Annotated in this window: 10 protein-coding genes and 1 pseudogene; 3 read left to right on the top strand and 8 right to left on the bottom strand. The window is 75.8% G+C overall.

The window, feature by feature from the left end; translation table 11 throughout:
* Window positions 1-164: 164 nt before the first annotated feature.
* Both QRN89_RS28855 and QRN89_RS28850 read right to left on the bottom strand, forming a co-directional pair.
* Window positions 165-2,144, bottom strand: a complete 1,980-nt coding sequence (locus QRN89_RS28855) for a DUF5107 domain-containing protein (RefSeq protein WP_290352340.1) — start codon at window positions 2,142-2,144, stop codon at window positions 165-167.
* Between the two features lie 124 nt (window positions 2,145-2,268).
* Window positions 2,269-3,154: pseudogene (locus tag QRN89_RS28850) on the bottom strand (arginase family protein).
* Window positions 3,155-3,653: 499 nt separating this feature from the next.
* Between QRN89_RS28850 and QRN89_RS28845 the strand changes: the two are divergent.
* The gene (locus QRN89_RS28845) at window positions 3,654-4,163 is read left to right on the top strand and encodes a DUF4232 domain-containing protein (protein ID WP_290352339.1); all 510 of its coding nucleotides are present in this window, start codon (window positions 3,654-3,656) and stop codon (window positions 4,161-4,163) included.
* Between the two features lie 349 nt (window positions 4,164-4,512).
* Here QRN89_RS28845 and QRN89_RS28840 read toward each other — a convergent pair whose 3' ends face one another.
* The 6 genes from QRN89_RS28840 to QRN89_RS28815 all read right to left on the bottom strand — a co-directional run bounded on the left by QRN89_RS28840 (window position 4,513) and on the right by QRN89_RS28815 (window position 14,419).
* Entirely contained in the window at window positions 4,513-5,598 is a 1,086-nt protein-coding gene (locus tag QRN89_RS28840; protein ID WP_290352338.1) for an ABC transporter ATP-binding protein, read from the bottom strand.
* Complete coding sequence (locus QRN89_RS28835; protein WP_290353899.1) at window positions 5,595-8,258, bottom strand: FtsX-like permease family protein; 2,664 nt, start codon at window positions 8,256-8,258, stop codon at window positions 5,595-5,597. Before QRN89_RS28835 ends, QRN89_RS28840 begins: the two co-directional genes overlap by 4 nt.
* A gap of 178 nt (window positions 8,259-8,436) precedes the next feature.
* A complete protein-coding gene (locus QRN89_RS28830) occupies window positions 8,437-11,823 on the bottom strand; it encodes an ABC transporter permease (protein ID WP_290352337.1) in 3,387 nt (1,128 codons plus the stop codon).
* An 891-nt stretch (window positions 11,824-12,714) separates the two neighbouring features.
* Entirely contained in the window at window positions 12,715-13,440 is a 726-nt protein-coding gene (locus QRN89_RS28825) for a GNAT family N-acetyltransferase (protein ID WP_290352336.1), read from the bottom strand.
* Between the two features lie 20 nt (window positions 13,441-13,460).
* Window positions 13,461-13,733 (bottom strand): LapA family protein, encoded by a 273-nt coding sequence (locus tag QRN89_RS28820; protein WP_290352335.1) that lies wholly within the window; start codon window positions 13,731-13,733, stop codon window positions 13,461-13,463.
* On the bottom strand, window positions 13,730-14,419 hold the full coding sequence (locus QRN89_RS28815; RefSeq protein WP_290352334.1) for an MFS transporter: 690 nt from the start codon (window positions 14,417-14,419) through the stop codon (window positions 13,730-13,732). The genes QRN89_RS28820 and QRN89_RS28815 overlap by 4 nt, the downstream gene beginning before the upstream one ends.
* A gap of 637 nt (window positions 14,420-15,056) precedes the next feature.
* Between QRN89_RS28815 and QRN89_RS28810 the strand changes: the two genes are divergently transcribed.
* On the top strand, window positions 15,057-15,809 hold the full coding sequence (locus QRN89_RS28810) for a GntR family transcriptional regulator (RefSeq protein ID WP_290352333.1): 753 nt from the start codon (window positions 15,057-15,059) through the stop codon (window positions 15,807-15,809).
* 192 nt (window positions 15,810-16,001) lie between these two features.
* Window positions 16,002-17,114 (top strand): adenosine deaminase, encoded by a 1,113-nt coding sequence (locus QRN89_RS28805; protein ID WP_290352332.1) that lies wholly within the window; start codon window positions 16,002-16,004, stop codon window positions 17,112-17,114.
* The last annotated feature ends 60 nt before the right edge of the window (window positions 17,115-17,174 follow it).

The following is a 17,174-nucleotide window of genomic DNA, read 5'->3' as shown; positions in this document are numbered from 1 at the left end:
CCCTGCGGCCTCCGGGCCGAGGTCGTCCGCGCCGTCGTCGAGCCGCCGCTGCCCACCCCGACCAGGCCGTCCCGGCACACCCCACCCAGGCCGTCCGGCCCCGGGTCCGGCCGCCGCCGCTGTCACTTCGGCCGCGCCTCCCCCGCCGTCGCCTGCCGGGGGACTCACGTCAGCGGGTGCGGCGGGCGCATCCGGAAGTCGTAGCGTTCGGGCAGGGGTTCGTCGGTGAGCCGCGACCAGAGTTCGCCGAGGGTCTCGGCCCCCTCGTGCAGGTCCGCCACCTCGAAGCCCTGGTCGAAGACGGCCCGCGCCCCGGCCCGGTCGCCCTCCGCGAGCAGCAGCCGGGCCTCCAGCAGCCGGAACCGGCCCCGTTCGCGCAGGGCGGGCCACAGCCGGTCCAGTACCGATCGGGCAGCAGCCGTACGGCCCGTCTCCAGCAGGGACTCGATCGTCTCCCGGGCGAGCGCCGCCGTCGCCGCCGTCCACGCCTCGCCGTGGTCGCGGCGCTCGGCGCACAGGTCGTCGAAGGCCTCCGCGCAGAGGTCGGCGGCCCGCTCGGGATGGCCGCCCACCCGGTCGGCGAGGGCCAGACAGCGCAGCAGCGGCCAGCGCGAAGGGGCCAACCGGAGGCCGCGTTCCCAACTCCGTACGGCCTGTGCGCGGTCGCCGGCGTGCCACTGGGCGACACCGAGGTGGTACTCGGTGTGCGGCTCGGCGGGCGCGGTCTCCAGCATGTCGCGCCAGTGCGGCGCGACGAGAGTGGGGCCCGGCGGGGCGACGCGGCGGGGAGCCGGAAGGACGCCCGTGCGCAGCAGTTCAAGCCAGGGCGTCTGCTCGTCGCCGAGGGTGGCCGGGTCGAACGGGGTACCGGGCAGTTTGTACCCCGCGCGCAGCACTTCGAGGGCGCCCCAGCCGGAGCCGGTGGCCAGTTCCGCACCGGGGTCGGTGTCTGCGGACCGCCTCCATGCCGCGTAGGCCCTCTCCAACTCCGCTCGTGGCAGCACCCGTTCGAGGCACGCCTCCGTCTCGGCCCGCGCGGCGGTCCAGTCGTCGCCGTGCACGACGGCCGGGTCGGCGTCGAGCGGGCCGTACGCCTCCAGCCAGCTGAACTCCTCCTCGGCCCCGAGCCGTACGTGCTCCAGCTGGGTGGGGGCGAGCCCGGCCTGGATCTCGGCGTAGCCGGGTCCGCCGGGCTCGGTCAGCCACCGCTGCCAGTTGCGTCCGCCGCGGCCGGAGCCCCAGACGAACAGTTTGCGGCCGCACAACCGGTCCGTGGAGGTCTGGACGAGGCCGCTGCCGCGCTCGTCGAGCGAGGCGATCCACTTGCGGGAGTCCTCGGGCACGTCGTAGAAGTAGTCGGTGGGATACTCGCCGCGCAGCGGGTACGTGCGGTCGGTGCCGTCGTGGTCCGTCACGGGCACTCTGCGCAGGGAGCGTCGGTAGCCGAAGTGCCACGCCTCGGCGGCCGGTGCCAGGACACGGGTCCGCTCGCCCTCCGGCACCGCCGTGTTGGACCACCAGTAGACGGGCGCCGGGCGCTCGTGGGGGTTGCGTATCCGCACGCCGACGAGGAGGAACGCGGACCCGTCGGGAAGCCACAGGTCGATCTGGAACGGCAGGTCGCGCAGCCGCTCCCACTCCCAGAGCCGGACCATGTCACCGCCGTCGGGTGCGGCGACGACGGCCGCGTGCAGGGGCGCGCAGGAGAGGGTGGTGTGCCCGGTCGCGCCGATGTTCCATTCGATGCCGCCGGCGAACCAGGCTCCGTTGAGGGCGAAGTCGGCCGGCTGGAGTACGGGGTTGCGGTGGACCAGTTCCCGGCCGGTGGGCTTGTGGTGCAGCGAGTGGACACGCCCGCCGAGGCCCGGCAGCACGGTGGCCCGGAGCAGGTCGTTCTCGATGACGATCGCGTCGAGGTCCGTCTCGGTGCGCTCCCGCCCGTACCCGTCGCGGAGCCGGGTCGGCAGTACCGTGCGCAGGGGCTCGTACGCGATCCGGCGGGCCATGCCGCGGGGCAGTCCGCGCAGTGCGCGGTCGTCGAGGCGGTGGAGCCGGTCGAGGGTACGCAGGGCGGGCAGGGGGTTCTCCGGTCCCAACGGGGCCGCGGGCAGGGTGAGTACGGCACGTCGCACGGTCGTGGCCAAGGCAACCTCGCTTCGTCTCGCGTCGTTCACACGGGGTCGCGCGCCGGCCCTGCGGCATTCGCCGGGGCGGCCCTCGTCGACCATGGAACACGGTGCCCGCCGTGCCGACCAGGGGCTCGCCGGGTCAGGCTTCGGCAAAGGCCGCCACGACGAGATCCGCGAGGAGCCGGCCCGCGGCGCCGTCCGGGTCCAGGTCGGGGTCGTAGACGGTGACGTTGAGGCCGACGCACCGCTCGGAGCCGATCAACGTCCGCAGCAGCGGCAGGATTTCCTCCGGCAGCAGGCCGTCGGGGTCGGGGCTGTCGACGGCGGGCAGCACGGAGGGGTCGAGCACGTCCGCGTCCAGGTGCACCCAGAATCCGTCGAGCGCGGGTGCCCCGAAGGACCGCACGGCTGCCGCGGCGAGGTCGGCCGCGCCCCACTGCCGTATCTCCCCCACGGTGACGTGGGGGACCCTGAGCGCGGTGAGCTCCGCCCGGTCCTCGTCGCCGTCGCGGAGGCCGAAGAGCCGGACGTCCTCGTCGCGCAGATAGGGCCCGAGGCCCTCGAGGTCGGTGAGGTCCGACTGGCCCCGGCCGGTGGCGAGGGCCAGTTCCTCGCCACCCGCGGCGCCGACGCGGTCGGAGTTCCCGGGATGCCGGAAGTCGGCGGAGGCGTCGACCGCGACGAGCCCGTAGCGGCCCGTGCGGCGCAGTGCGAGGGAGGCGCCGAGCTGGATCGAGCAGTCACCGCCGAGGACGAGCGGGAAGTCGCCCGCCCGCACGTGGTGTTCGATGCGGTCGGCGAGCTTCGGCGTGTAGGCGGCGATGGCCCCGGCGTTGAAGACGCCGTCCCCCCTCCTGCCAGTCGCCGCGGTCGTAGCGGGGCGGCACGACCACACCGCCCTCGAAGGCTCCGAGCCTCTGCACGACGCGCTGTTCGCGCAGGGCTCCGGCGAGTTCGTGGCAGCCGGGGGCGGGCGGGCGCAGGCCCAGGTTGGAGGGGGCGTCGATCACCACGATGTTCCTCATCCGGCCATCCTGTCCATCCGTGCGCCCGTCGCTCCATCGATTCAGCGCTGAGCGAGCGGACCCGCGAGGCGAGGCCGAAGCCGCGGTGGCGCCCCGCACGCGAGTGCCCGAAGAACCGGGTGGACGGAAAGCACCGGGCGAACAGGGGGACCACGAGAAAACGCCCGGATGCATCACCCGAATGGCTGGTTTAGGGTGAAATCGACTGTGCTCGTGAGTGCCCGAGCCGCGTTCGGAACGGCAGCCGTGATCCGGACGGTCCGCATTTCGTCGGCGTCCGGCCGGGCCCGGGAGGCCCTGTCGTCCCGGAGCGGACGCCCCGGGCGCCGCGAGCGGGTCCCCCAGCAGCCGACCTCGGAGGTACCGCATGTCATGGCCGATACGCACACGCACGGGCAGCCGCGCAGGACGGTGCCGTCCCGTCCCTGAGCCTGCCGCGGGCGCCCGTGCGGCACGTGTCCGTACGGCCGTCCGTGCCCGTACCGAGCCCCGCGCCAGGGTGCGGGCCCTGGGCATCCTGGCCGTCGTGGCCGTCGCCGCGCCGGTGGTGTCGGCCGCTCCCGCGACGGCGGCGCCGCCCCCGCCGTGCCTGACCTCGGACCTGGCGCTGTCCTGGGCTCCCGGCGGCACCGCCGTCTCCGGCGGCACGGACCCCGGCAGCAGCCGTACCGCCGTCGTGGCGCTGCGGAACTCGGGGAACACCGCGTGCCTGCTGGACGGGTTCCCCAAGGTGACGCTCGCCCAGGGCGCCACGACGGAGAACCTCGTGGACCAGCGGTCGGTGTCGCACTCGGCCGTCACCCTCGAGCCCGGGGCCAGCGCCCGGTTCACCCTCACGTTCCGGCAGGGGCAGTCCGGCGAGGACGGGGTGATCGAGCCCGTGACGGCGATCGTGACCCCGCCGAACAACACGGCGTCGCAGAACATGCGCTGGCGCTGGGGTCCCGTCGCCGAGCAGGAGTCCGCCGACCCGCCCCGGAACTTCGTGGGTCCCGTGGTGGCCGCCTGAGTCCCCTTCGTCCCCTGAGCCCCCGTCACCACGGGGGTACGGGGGCTCAGGTCCTCCTCCGCCGCGCCCGCCTCCTGTCGGGCGGCGCGCCCTTCGGCTCGTCCGCCGCAACGGCCGGCCGCTTCGCGGCGCGCCGCGTACGTGCGCGCCCGGGCGCGGCCACCGCGGCACGTTGGGCGGCGACATCGGCGGATCGGGCGCACGCGGGCATGTCCACGGCACGCTGAGCGGCACGCCCACGACATGTCCGCGGGCGCCTGCGGGCATGTCGTGCCGCGCGCCGCACGGCAGGCCATCCGCCCGCGGCCCTCGGGCGATCCGCCGGCCCCACGGCGGCGGAACGTCGTCTCTACGACGCCGTGTCGTCCGGCCAGATGCCGATGTGGTCCGTCTCCAGCTCCAGCATGACCCGGTCGCGCATCCCCAGGGCCTCGGTGTAGTCGGCGGGGAGCTGCAGCCGGCCGGCGCGGTCGAGCATCGCGTACTCCCGCGCCACCACCGACTCCTGGCCCGTCACCGCGTCGACCTCCGTCCGGCGCAGGATCTCCGTGGAGGTGCGGCCGTCGCGGATGGCGACGGTGCGGCGGACCTCGGAGGCGACGGCCTGGTCGTGGGTGACGATGACGACGGTCGTGCCCAGACGTTCGTTCGCCGTGCGGAACGCGGCGAAGATCTGCTCAGCGGTCCGGGAGTCGAGTTCGCCGGTCGGCTCGTCGGCGAGGAGCACTTTCGGGTCGTTGGCCAGTGCGACCGCGATCGCCGTGCGCTGCTGCTGCCCGCCGGACATCGCACGGGGGCGGCGGTCCCGGCAGTCGGCGACGCCGAGTATCGACAGCAGCTCCGTCACCCGCTCGGCGCGGGCGGCCTTCCTGCCTCGGCCGCGCAACTGCATGGGCAGGGCCACGTTCTGGGCCGCCGTGAGGTACGGGAGCAGATTGCGCGCGGTCTGCTGCCAGACGAACCCGACGACGTCGCGCCGGTAGCGCAGCCGGTCCTTCGCGCCCATCGCCAGCAGATCGAAACCGGCCACCTTCGCCGCGCCGGCCGTCGGCTCGTCGAGCCCGGCGAGGATGTTCATCAGCGTCGACTTGCCGCTGCCGGAGGCCCCGACCAGGGCGGTCAACTCGCCTTCCCGCACCAGCAGGTCGAGCCCTTGCAGCGCCTGGACCTCCACCCCGTCCGTGGAGAAGATCCGGACCAGCCGGTCGCAGGTGATCAGCGCGTCATGGCCGTACTCGGGCCTGCCCCGGCGTGCCGCGGCCCGGGCCTCCAGCTCCCCGAGTGTGCGGGTGGCGGCGCCGCCCGGCGGGGCGGGCGGCGGTTCCTGCGCGGGTCCCCGGGGGCCCGGCCCGGACGACCCGCTCGCGGACGTGACGGAACCGGACGCGCAGGCGGAACCGGACGCGGCCGGTGAGCCGGTGGAGGACTCGGTCATCGGGTGATGTCTCCTGCCCTGAGTTCGGTCGTCGTCGTACGCCGCGTCGCCGCCCACGCCTGCAGCGCCGCCACCCCGGCGGCCAGCAGCACCACGGCGGCCGCGGGCAGCAGCAGGCTCCACGGATCCGCGCTGAGCCGCACCGCGCCGGGCGGGGCGAACCCTCCCCGCGCCGCCAGTGCCAGCCGGGTCAGATCGACGCCCGGCGCGAGCAGCCGGATCGCGGCCCATCCGACCAGTGCGCCGCCCGCGCCCGCCAGCACCGCCTGCGGCAGCGACTCCAGGACCAGCAGCCGCCTTCCCTGACGCCGGGTCAGGCCCATGGTGCGCAGTCGCGCCAGCATCGCGGAGCGCTCCGGCGCGGCCTGCAGCAAGGACAGCAGCAGCGCGAGCGCCGCGTACCCGGCGCCCGCGGCCACTGCCACGACGTAGACCCGCTCCGCGCCGCGCTGCACCGGGGTCTCGACGAAACCGGCGCGCCCCGTGGAGCGCAGCGTCACCCGGGTCCCGGCCCCGGCACCCGCCGCTCGGACCGCTTCGCCGAGGTGTGCCGCCGTGACGGACGGGCCGGAAACCAGCAGCGTCGTGAGAGCCGGGACGGCGGGCAGTCCCGCGGCGTCCACGACGAGGAAGTCGCCCTCGGCCACGGCCGGGGTGGTGTCGCGGACGGCGGCCACGCGCACGGTGAACGGCGCGTCCGGCGGGCCGACTTCGGCCGGTGCGTCGCCCAGGCGCGCGGCGACCCGCGGGGAGGCGAGGGCAGGCAGCGCGTCCGTGGCGCCGCGCAGTTCCCCGGACGCGAACGCGCCGATTCCGGTGGAGCGGGCGAGGCGGGCGTAGGCACCGGGTTCGACGGCGAGGAGCGTGACGCTCTCGGACCCGCCGTCCCGCAGGTCGAGGTCGTACGAGCGGTGCACGGCGGCGACGTCGTCCACGCCGGGCGCCTTCCGTACCTCCTCGGCCAGCCCCCGGGGCAGTTCCTCCGCCTCGATCCTGGCGTCGGCGCCGACCGCGAGCAGTGAGGCCCGGTCGCGGGCCTCGCCGACACCGGTGAGCACCGAGCCGCCGAAGGAAGCCGTCGTCAGGGCGACGAGCAGGGCCAGGAGCGGCAGCGCGGCGGTGGCGGGGGCCCGGCCCGCCCGGGCCACGGACAGGAAGCCGATCGCACCCCGCCATCGCGCGGCCGCCGCGGCTGCGAGCCGCAGCGGCAGCGGGTACAGCCGTACGAGCAGCAGTGCGGCGATCACGCCCACCAGCACGGGCGCGGCGCCGGCGAGCAGATCCGTCGTCCCGCCTGCGGTGCCGCCCCTGCGCAGCGCCACCACTGCCGCCGCGGCGAGGACCAGCAGCGTCAGTTCGGCCACGGTCCTGCGCCGGGAGGGCCTGGTGCGGACGAGGTCGTCCCGCTGCCCGTGCAGCCGCAGCCGCCGGTGCAGGAACGCGGCGCGCATCGGCAGCGCCGCGCATCCGACGAGCGCCACTGCGGCGGAGGCCGGCAGGGCGGGCAGCGGCCTGCCGCCGGGCAGCAGGAGGAACGCGAGGGCGCAGCCCGCCGCCGCCGCGGGCAGGACGGGGACGGCGGACTCCGCGAGGAGCCGTCCCGCGATGCCGCGCACCGAGCCTCCGCGGGCCCGCAGCAGCGTCAGTTCGGAGTGCCGGCGCACGGCGCCCAGGCCGCCGGCCAGCACGAGGACGATGCCCGCGACCGTGCCGACGCCCACGGCGGCCACCGCGACCACGGGGCGGGCCGAGCCGAGCACGCCCTCCGCCTCGACGAGGATGTCGTCCAGGCCGGTCGTGATCTCCAGGTCGGGCGACACCCGGGCGCGCAGCGCCGTACCCCGGGCCCCGTGCTCGACCGAGGCGACGGCTTCCCTGACCGCGGGCAGCTCGTCCGCGGTGACCAGGGAGGGGTCCACGGCGACGCGCGAGTAGGCCTCGGTGTTCGGGGACACCGACAGCAGCACCGGCGCGGCGTCGGGGGCGAGCAGCAGGGCGCCGTGCCAGTAGGGCTCCGGAACCGGTGGCGGGGTGTAGAGCTTCGCCGGGGTGCGCAGGACCGGTTCGACGGACCAGTAGCCGCCTTCCGGGTGCCGGGGTTCCAGGACCCCGGTGACGTGGACGGCGAGCGGTGCGCCGAAGCCGGGGGCCCGCCGCACATGGATCCGCGCACCGGCCCCGATGCCCAGGACGCGGGCTGTGTCCGTGGTGACTGCGGCCTCCACCTCACAGGCCCCCGGGCCCTCGCGGGGCGCCGTCGGCATCCGCCCCGACCGCACCACCGAGTGGCCGGCGAGCCCCGAGGGGGCACTCAGGGTGAACACCGGTGCGCCGCCGTCGAGTTGCGGCAGCCAGCCGTCCGCGGCCCGCTCCGGCTTGCGGAGACGGCTCCCGTACGAGGACTGCGCCGCGTCGGCGGGCAGCGAGCGCGGCATCGCGGCCAGCACGGCACGGTGCCGTGCGGCCAGCCTCGCCGGCCGCAGCGCCTCGACCGCCTCGTCCCCGGCGTCCGGTGCCGGCGGGCCCACGGACAGTTGGACGCTGCTGCGTTCGGCGGGGGCGCCGCGCAGTTCGTGGCGCAGCGCCTCGCCCTCGTAGGTGTCCACGGCCCGCGGAAAGGCGGCGGCGAGGAAGGACGTGACCAGGACGAGCAGGAGCATCGCCACGGCGGGCCGCGGGGCCGTGCGCAGCCGTGTCCGCACCCACGGCGCGGACGCATCGGGGCCACGGCGAACCGCACGGCTGCCCCACCGCCCGGCCGTGCCCGGTCCGCCCGCCGTGCCGGTACCGGACGTGTCCGTCCGCCCTGCCGCGTCCCTCCCCGGCATCTGCTTCACCTCACTCGCCTTCCTGGCCGCGCAGGGCCGTCGGAGGCTCCCCGCGGCGCAGCGCCGACACCGCCACGATCAGCACGGGCGCGGCGGCGACGCCGGCGAGGAGCAGGACCACCCGGCCGACGGGCAGTTCCACGAGTACGCCCGGCACCGGCTGCGTGGCCTGCCCGGTGAGCACGACCAGGGGGACGACCGCGCGGGTCAGCGCCGTGCCGACGGCGACGCCGATCGCCATGGCGAGTCCGATGAGCAGGGCCTGTTCGGCGGCGAGCAACCGGGCGAGCATCCGGCGCGGCGCGCCGAGCGCCCGCAGCACGGCGAACTCCCGCGCGCGCTCGCGGACCGTGCCGGCGGTGCTCACCGCGAAGCCGACGGCGGCCAGCGCGGCGGCCGCGAACGCCGCGGCCAGCAGCGCCGAGCGGGAGCCCGCGCCGAGCGGGTCGTCGTGGAGCTCCCGGGCGGTCTCGTCGCGCACCAGGACCTGGCCGGGTGCGGTCTCCGCCCGGTCCCGCAGTGCCGCCGCGACCTGGGCGGCGCGGCCGGGTTCGGGGAACACCCACCACTCGGTGGGCGGCAGCGAGGCGCCGGCGCGGGTGGCGAGCACCCGGTTGACGGCCCGCAGGTCGAGCAGCAGCGCGCCCCCGTCCACCGGCGCGGCCGCCGAGCCGGCCGCGGCGGGGCCGCCGGGCACGGCACCGGCCGGGTCCGCGCCGGGCCCGGTGGTGGGAAGGGCCCGCAGCGCGCCGGCGATCCGGACCCTGAGGGCCCCGCCGGGCATGGGCACCTCGACCACGTCGCCGGTCCTGGCGCCACCGGCCTCCAGGAACCGGTCGGTCGCCAGGGCGAGCGGCATCGGAGGCGCGGCCCGCCGGACCGCCGCCCGGATCGTCACCAGGCGCTCGTCGCCCCAGTCGAATTCGGGGACCGCCGTGCCGCTGTGGTACGCGACGTCGAGGGGTGTCGCGGCCGACGAACGCACCGAAGTGACCGCGGGCGCCTTCTCGTCGCCGGACGGCGGCTCCCCGTCCGCGACCACGGCCGTGGCCTGCCAGCGGAGGCCGTCCGGCACGGTCACCGGCCGGGGAGTGCCGTCCGCTGCGACGGCGTGCAGCGCGCCGACGGTGAGCCGTTTCGGCGCGATCCGGTCGGGTTGGCCGCTCTCGTCGAACTCGACCGCCGTCAGCACCAGGGGTCCCGCCGGACGGCCCGTGGGGGCGCCGGCGGCCGCCGCGAAGTCCACGGTGGTGCGGTGCGGCCGGCCGTCGGGGCGCAGCCCGTCCGCCTGCAGGCGGTAGGGCACTCCGTACCGGTCCTCGACGGTCACGGTGAGGACCGAGCCGGACTCGGCGTACGGGCCGTCCTCGGCGGCGCGGAGCGTGACGTCGAGGAGCAGCCGTTCCGTGCCGGAGGGGAGCACCAACCCGGTCGGCGCGGCGGAGGCGGGGACGGTCCCGCGGCCCGGCGGCCGATCCGTCGCGAGCCGCCCGAGGAGCGCCCGTGGGTCGGTGTCCGCCAGGTCGTCGCGCAGCCGCAGTCCGTCGCCCGCGAGTCCCGTGTCGAGAGCGAGGACGGTGGCCTGGCGCCCGGCGGAGAGCCCGAGGGTGCCGCGCGCCGCCGGGGCGGCGGCCCGGAGGCCGGGCGTGTCGTCGTGGGCGCCGCCCTGGCCGAACGGCGGTGCGGTGGAACCGAGTACGCGCACGGGGGCGCCGGCCCGGAAGTCCGCCTGGTCGTCCTGCGACCGGTCCCAGGACGCGCCCTGACCGATCGCCAGCATGCCCATGGCGACGGCCAGTACGAGCAGCAGCACCGGACCGGCACCGCGCATCGGCCGGCGGCTCAGCTGCCACCCTGCGAGCGAGACGGTCAGCCCCCGGCCGCGGGCCGCCCGCCGCTCGGCGAGCTTCGCGGCGGGCGGCAGCAGCCGCAGGGTGAGCACCGTGCCGGCGAGGAGGGCCAGGGCGGGCGCCACGACGAGCAGCGGGTCGATCCCGAGCCGCCCCTCCCGGTCGCCGCTGAGCGCGCCCGCACCCGAAGTGCGCTGGTCCAGCTGCCAGTAGGCCACCGCGGCGACGACGAGGAGTCCGATGTCGGCGCCGGCCCGCAGCGGGGCGGGCAGGGCACGGGCCCGCCCGTCGGCCGCCCGGGCCGCGGTGAGCGCCGGGGCGGCCACGGCCACCGCGCACGCCGCCGCCACCGCCGCGCCGGCCGACCACACGGCCGCGGTGGGGGCGGTGTCGATGCGCAGTCCGAGCCTGCCGGTCAGCCCCTGGCCCGCGAGCAGCCCGGCGAGGGGTCCGGCGAGCAGCGGGGCGGTGACGGCGGCGGGCAGTGCGAGCAGCAGTGCCTCCAGGGCGGCGAGCGCGGCGACCCTGCGCCGTGACGCCCCCCGGGCGAGCAGCACCTGGGTCTCCGCCGCGCGTTCCGCGGTGAGCAGCCGTGCCACGAGCAGCAGTGCGTACGCGGCGAGCAGCACCAGTTGGGAGGCGACGATCAGCAGCGTCGCCCGGGATACGAGGAGGGCCCGCTCGAGCCGGTCGAGTGCGTCCGGCAGGGCGGTGCGTGCCGTGACCCCGCCCGCGAGCGCCCGCTGTGCGGTGAGGTGCTTCTGGGTGCCCTCCGCGGCGGTGCGCAGGGCGTCGACACGGCCGGCGTGGAGCGTTGTGAAGTCGGCCGTGGCCAGCCAGGACCGGGTGCGCTGGGTGATCCGGCCGCCGGAACCGAGGGCGGCGGGGTCGGTGAGCAGGGGTCCGTAGGTGGTGAACGCGTCCCTGTGCACTCCGCGTCCGCGCAGCTCGTCCAGCTGCCAGTACGGGTCGGCGGGGTCTGCCGGGCGGTACACCGCCGCGACCCGGATGCGTGCGGGCGGGCCGCCCAGCCGGTCGGCGAGCGTGATCACACGCGGTCCGGGCGCGAGCCGCAGCCGCCTGGCCGCCGCCTCGGAAACCGCGACCTCGGTCACCCCGCGGGCGCCGGCCGTGGGCCAGGCCCCGGCCGTCAGACGGACCCGGGAGCGGTCGGCGACGCCGAACTCGGCGAGGTCCGGCTCGCCCGTGCGGGCGGCCGGTTGCTGCAGGCCGCGCGGCAGTCCGTACGGGCCCGACCGGTCGAACCGGCGCAGGGTGACGGGGAGTCCGTCGAACGACTCACGTGCTCCGCGCAGCGCGGCGTCCGATGCCGCTTCCGGGTCGGAGTCGGGATCGTCCGAGGTGATGAACAGCGCGGCGTCGGCCGCGTCCCTGGTGCGCAACGCGTGCCGGAGGCCGGCATCGCCGACCGATCCGGCGAAGGCGGCGAGGGTCGTCAGGACCGCGGTGGTCAGCACGACGGCGAGGAGTGCGGCGGCCAGCAGCAGCCGGTGCCCGCGCGCACGCAGAAACACGAACCCCGCCACCGGTCCCCCCTTGCACACGGTGAACGTCCCCCGAAAGCCCTTTCGGGACGGGATGCTCGCAGACGGCAGGGGGCGAGGAGAACGCTCTCACCCGGGACTTGACGAGATCGTGACCGGAATCGTGGTGCGGGCGCACCGGGTTCCGCGTCCGGAGGGGCAGGCGGTGGTGGGACCGGCGGAGGGGGCCCGACGGCGGGTCGGTGGGGCAGGGCTCCGACGGTGGGTCCGGCGGGGCAGGGTTCGGGCGGGCGGGAACGGCCGGTGCCGGCCCGGGGGTCGACCGGGGCGGCGGGTCGGGGCGGGGCTCCGACGGTGGGTCCGGCGGGGCAGGGTTCGGGCGGGCGGGAACGGCCGGTGCCGGCCCGGGGGTCGACCGGGGCGGCGGGTCGGGGCGGGGCTCCGACGGTGGGCCCGGCGGGGCAGGGTTCGGGCGGGCGGGAACGGCCGGTGCCGGCCCGGGGGTCGACCGGGGCGGCGGGTCGGGGCGGATCGCGCGGGCCGCGGCGGGACCGGCCGCACGGATACCGCGCCGGACCCGTCGGCGGCCTGCCGTACGTTCACCGTGACGGCTGGGCGGACGCCCGCTCCGTACGAACGCGGGCGGACGGGTTGCGCGGCGGGTGCCGTCCCGGGCGACGAGCGGGCGAACCGGGCGTTCGGAAGCGCGGACGTCACGGCCGACACCCGGCCGTTCGGTCCCGGCCGACGGAGCGGGCGGGGCCGTTCGGAAGCGCGGCGCACCGACCGATAGGGCGGGCGGTGCGACCGTACGACGGCTGTGCCGTCCCGGGCGACGAGCGGGCGAACCGGGCGTTCGGAGGCGCGGCCGTCACGGCCGACACCCGGCCGTTCGGTCCCGGCCGACGGAGCGGGCGGGGCGGCCGCAGCCGGTCAGTCCCCCTCGTCGGCGCCCGGGTCGCTCTGCCCGGCGCCGGAGTCGGGCAGCGGTGTGCCGAGTTCCATCTCCGCGGTGATCGCCCAGCGCTCGTGGTCGCGCCAGGCACCGTCGATGAACAGGAAGTCGGGGGAGAAGCCCTCCAGCCGGAAGCCCAGTCGCCGCACGAGGGCGATGGAAGCCGCGTTGCGGGGCTGGATGTTGGCTTCGAGGCGGTGCAGACCGAGCGGCCCGAAGGCATGGCGTACGACGAGCCCGAGGCCCTCCGTCATCAGTCCGCGACCCGCGGCGTGGGCGAATGCCCCGTAGCCGAGCGCTCCGCTGAGAAAGGCCCCCTCGACGATGTTGTTGATGTTGATGAACGCCGCGATCCGCCCGTCGGCACGGTCGCAGACGAGGTAGCCGGCCCTGGTCGGGTCCTCGAGGAGTCTGCGGGCGTAGGCGAGGTAGTCGGCTTCCGTCCGGGGCGGGAAGAGCCAGGGCCGGTGCAGTCCGGTGCTCTCCCGGGCGAGCGCCGTGTACTCCGCGGCGTCCTCGAGGCGGTAGTGGCGTAGGAAGACCCTCGGGCCCACCGCGACCGCGGCGACGGGAGCGCCGGCGGCGGCGTCGGAGCGGGAGGACGCCTGAGAGTCCGCGGGGGGCCGAGAGCCGGAGGGTGCCGGAGAGTCGGTGGCGGCGCTGGTGTCCCGTGGGTCCGGAGGGGGACTTGGTGCTGCGGGCATGGCGCCAGGCTAGTCCCGGGTCATCTCCTGCGGCGGTGGAAGAGGTAGGCCCCGCAGAGACCGCCGACGACCCATGTGCCCAGCAGGGCCAGGTACAGGGGGATCGTGACCTCGGGGATCAGCAGCCTGATCTCCACCTCCTTGGTGTTCTCGAAGATGAAGACCAAGGTGAGGACGGCGACCACGAGGGCGGCGATCCGGCCCGGGGTGAGTCTGCCGCGGAAGCCCTCACCACCGTGCCCGCCGCTCCCCCTGCTGCTCCGGGCCCCGGTCGATGCGTCCTTGCGGCTCATGGGACCAGGATGGACGGATCCCGGTCCCATGAGGCGCGCGGAGTGGGCCGTACGGGTGACGCCCACGGCGCCCGTGCGGCGTCCTCGGTGGTGACGACAGTGATGACGTCAGTGGTGACGTCAGTGGTGACGTCAGTGGTGACGTCAGTGGTGGCTGAGCACCGGTCGGGGCTGCTCCAGGCGCGGCTCGTCCCGCTCCCCCGTCCCGCCCGCCGCTCCGGGCGCCGGATCAGCAGCGCGGTGACGACGCCGACGGCGAGCAGGGCGAGCGCGACGAGCATTGCGTTGCGGTAGCCCGCCTCCGTGACGCCGTTCGCGTCGCTGCCGGCAGTGATCACGGCGGAGGCGAGGGCGATGCCGAGCGAGGCGCCGATTCCGAAGCACGCGCCGTTGAGACCGGAGAGGGAGCCGGGCCAGTCCTTGGGGGCGGTGGTGACGGCGAGCCCGTCGAGACCGGTGAGCATGAACCCGCCGTAGGTCATTCCGAGCGCGGCCGGCGCGGCGACCAGGAACCACTCGTGGTGCCGGACGACGGTAGCGAGGGCGAAGATCGTGAAGTTGGCGATCGCACCGGTGACCACGATCCTGCGCCAGCCGAGCCTCGGACCGATACGGCCGGTCAGCGGGGCGGAGATGGCCCCGGTGAGCTGGAGCGGGGTCAGGAGGAGCACGGCGGCGGTGACCACCGACAGTCCGAACCGACACCGGGGTCCTGCGCGAACAGCGGGATGGTGAGCGCGATCGCGCCGAAGGCACCCCCGAGCGCGCAGATCGTGGTGAGCAGCAGCGGCCAGGAAGAACAGCGTCTGCGAGAGGCCCGCGGCGGCCGTCGTGGTGCCGCGGCGCTCGATGACGTCCGGCAGGGGGGACTCAGCATGGTGGCGTTGATCCGGTGGCCCAGCACCGCCAGCACCATCGCCGCCGGCATGCCGCGGCGCCCCGCCAGGTCGGAGTCGGCCCGGATCGCGTCCGGCCGGGCGCGGCTGACACGTCGGCCCCTTTGCCTTGGATGTCGGTTCTCTCCCGAGGCCCACCGATGTGGTCCGTCGGTACGACGGCAGTCCGACAGCGCCCACCAGAGCTTGTCTGACAAGATCCGCCGGTACAGATGGGAATCTGCGTGCATAGAACCTCAAGGCCCCTGGCTGTGAATTACGGTGGGCGGCAGGATGCGAGGTGCGCGACAGCCGAGGTGCACCGGGCGAAACAGGGGCCGGCCCGAGGTCTCCTGCCGTCGGTCTTCGTCGTCCGGAGCCCGCGACGGGAACATGGCGGGAACATGGGGCCGGGCACGCAGCCTGACAAGTGAGCCGAGGAGGGGTCGTGGCAGTCAGCGGACAGCAGCGAAGGCCGGTCGTCGTCCTGTACGAGCGGATCGCGGACGCCATCCACGACGGCACCTATCCGCCGGGATGCACGCTGCCGTCCGAGCCCAGGCTGGCCACCGAACTCGGGGTCAGCCGGCCCGCCCTGCGCGAGGCGCTGCTGCTCCTGCAGGAGGACGGGCTGCTGACGGTGCGGCGCGGGGTGGGCAGGACCGTGAACGACCGCCTGCCGCGCCGGGGCTTCGAGCACGTCCAGCCGCTGGAGGAACAGCTCTCGGCGGGCACGTCGCCCCTGCGGGTGCGGGCGCTGCTGCGGACCGTCGAGGAACCCACCGACTTCACCACCCAGCACCTGCTCGCCCCCGCGCGGGCCGAGTTGCGGTTCTGGGAGTCGCTGCTGTCGGGCGAGGACACCGCGGCGGCGCTCAGCCAGGAGTGGGCGGCCGCCGACGACGTCCTGGAACGGGCTCATCCGGCGTTCGCGCAGGCCCTGCGCGAGGCGGGGGACGACACCGGGACGTCCATGCTCGCGGTCCTGACCGGGGCGTCCCGGGGTGTGCCCCTGACCGCCCACTCGGGCATCACGGCGACGCTGCTCGGGCGCCGCCGCGGTGCCCAGCTGAACCGCCCCGCCGACACCCCCGCCGTGCTGGTCACCCAGGTCGTACGGTCTGCCGGCGTCCCGGTCCTGGCCGCCAAGCACATGCTTCCCACAGGTGCCCCGACCCTGCCCGTCCTCCAGTCGAACTGACGGCGACCGGCTGGGACGGGCGGACAATGCGCCCCGCTGCGTCACCCGACCGACGCCGGGCCCGGGCACGCGGGCTCCCGCCCGGCGACGGCGAGGCACCGGCCCGGAGCCGGCCGGGCCGCCGGGCCCTCCGCGCCCCTCTGCGGGGACCCCGGACGCGCCCGGTCGCGGGGTGGCGTACACTCCCGCTGCATGCACTTGTCTGACAACTCCGCCGCAGAGCCGGCCGCAGCCCCGGGCGCCGTCGCCGACTGGATCCGCCGCGCGCCGAAGGCCGTGCTCCACGACCATCTGGACGGCGGTCTGCGCCCCGCCACGATCATCGAGCTGGCGCGGGAGTGCGGCTACGGCGATCTGCCCACCGAGGACCCCGGCGCGCTCGCCGTCTGGTTCCGCGACGCCGCCGACTCCGGGTCGCTGGAGCGCTATCTGGAGACCTTCGCCCACACCTGCGCGGTGATGCAGACCCGCGACGCCCTCTTCCGGGTCGCGGCCGAGTGCGCCGAGGACCTGGCGGCGGACGGCGTCGTGTACGCCGAGGTGCGCTACGCACCCGAGCAGCACCAGGAGCGGGGTCTGAGTCTCGACGAGGTCGTGGACGCGGTCAACGAGGGCCTCCGTGAGGGCGAGCGGCGGGCGGGAGGACGGATCACCGTACGTGCCCTGCTCACGGGCATGCGGCACACACGGCGCTCGCTGGAGATAGCCGAGCTGACGGTCGCCCACCGGGACCGCGGTGTCGCCGGCTTCGACATAGCGGGCGGTGAGATCGGCAACCCGCCGGCGAACCACCTGCCCGCGTTCCAGCACCTGAAGCGGCACAACTGCCACTTCACCATCCACGCCGGCGAGGCCGTGGGAGCGGAGTCCATCCACGAGGCGGTCCAGGTCTGCGGTGCCGAGCGGATCGGCCACGGTGTGCGGATCACCGACGACATCCAGGTCCACGACGACGGCACGGCCACCCTCGGCCATCTCGCCGCCTATGTCCGCGACAACGGGATCGCGCTCGAGGTCTGCCCGACGTCCAATCTGCAGACCGGCGCGGCGAAGGACTACGCGACGCACCCGATCGACCTGCTGCGCCGCCTGGGCTTCCGGGTGACGCTCAACACCGACAACCGCCTGGTGTCCGGTACCACCATGAGCCGCGAGTTCCAGCACATGGCCGACGCGTTCGGCTACGGGCCCGAGGTCTTCGAGCAGTTCACGGTCGCGGCCGTCGAATCCGCGTTCCTGCCGCTCCCCGAGCGCCGCCGCGTCATCGACGAGGTGGTCCGGCCCGGTTACGCGGCACTCGGCTGACCGGGACGCATCGGCGGTGCGTCCTCGACGCGCCCGCCGGTGCTCCAAGGTCCGGCAGGT

Source organism: Streptomyces sp. HUAS CB01, assembly GCF_030406905.1.
Taxonomy (GTDB): domain Bacteria; phylum Actinomycetota; class Actinomycetes; order Streptomycetales; family Streptomycetaceae; genus Streptomyces; species Streptomyces chengbuensis.
This window is presented reverse-complemented; position numbering and strand designations above follow the sequence as displayed.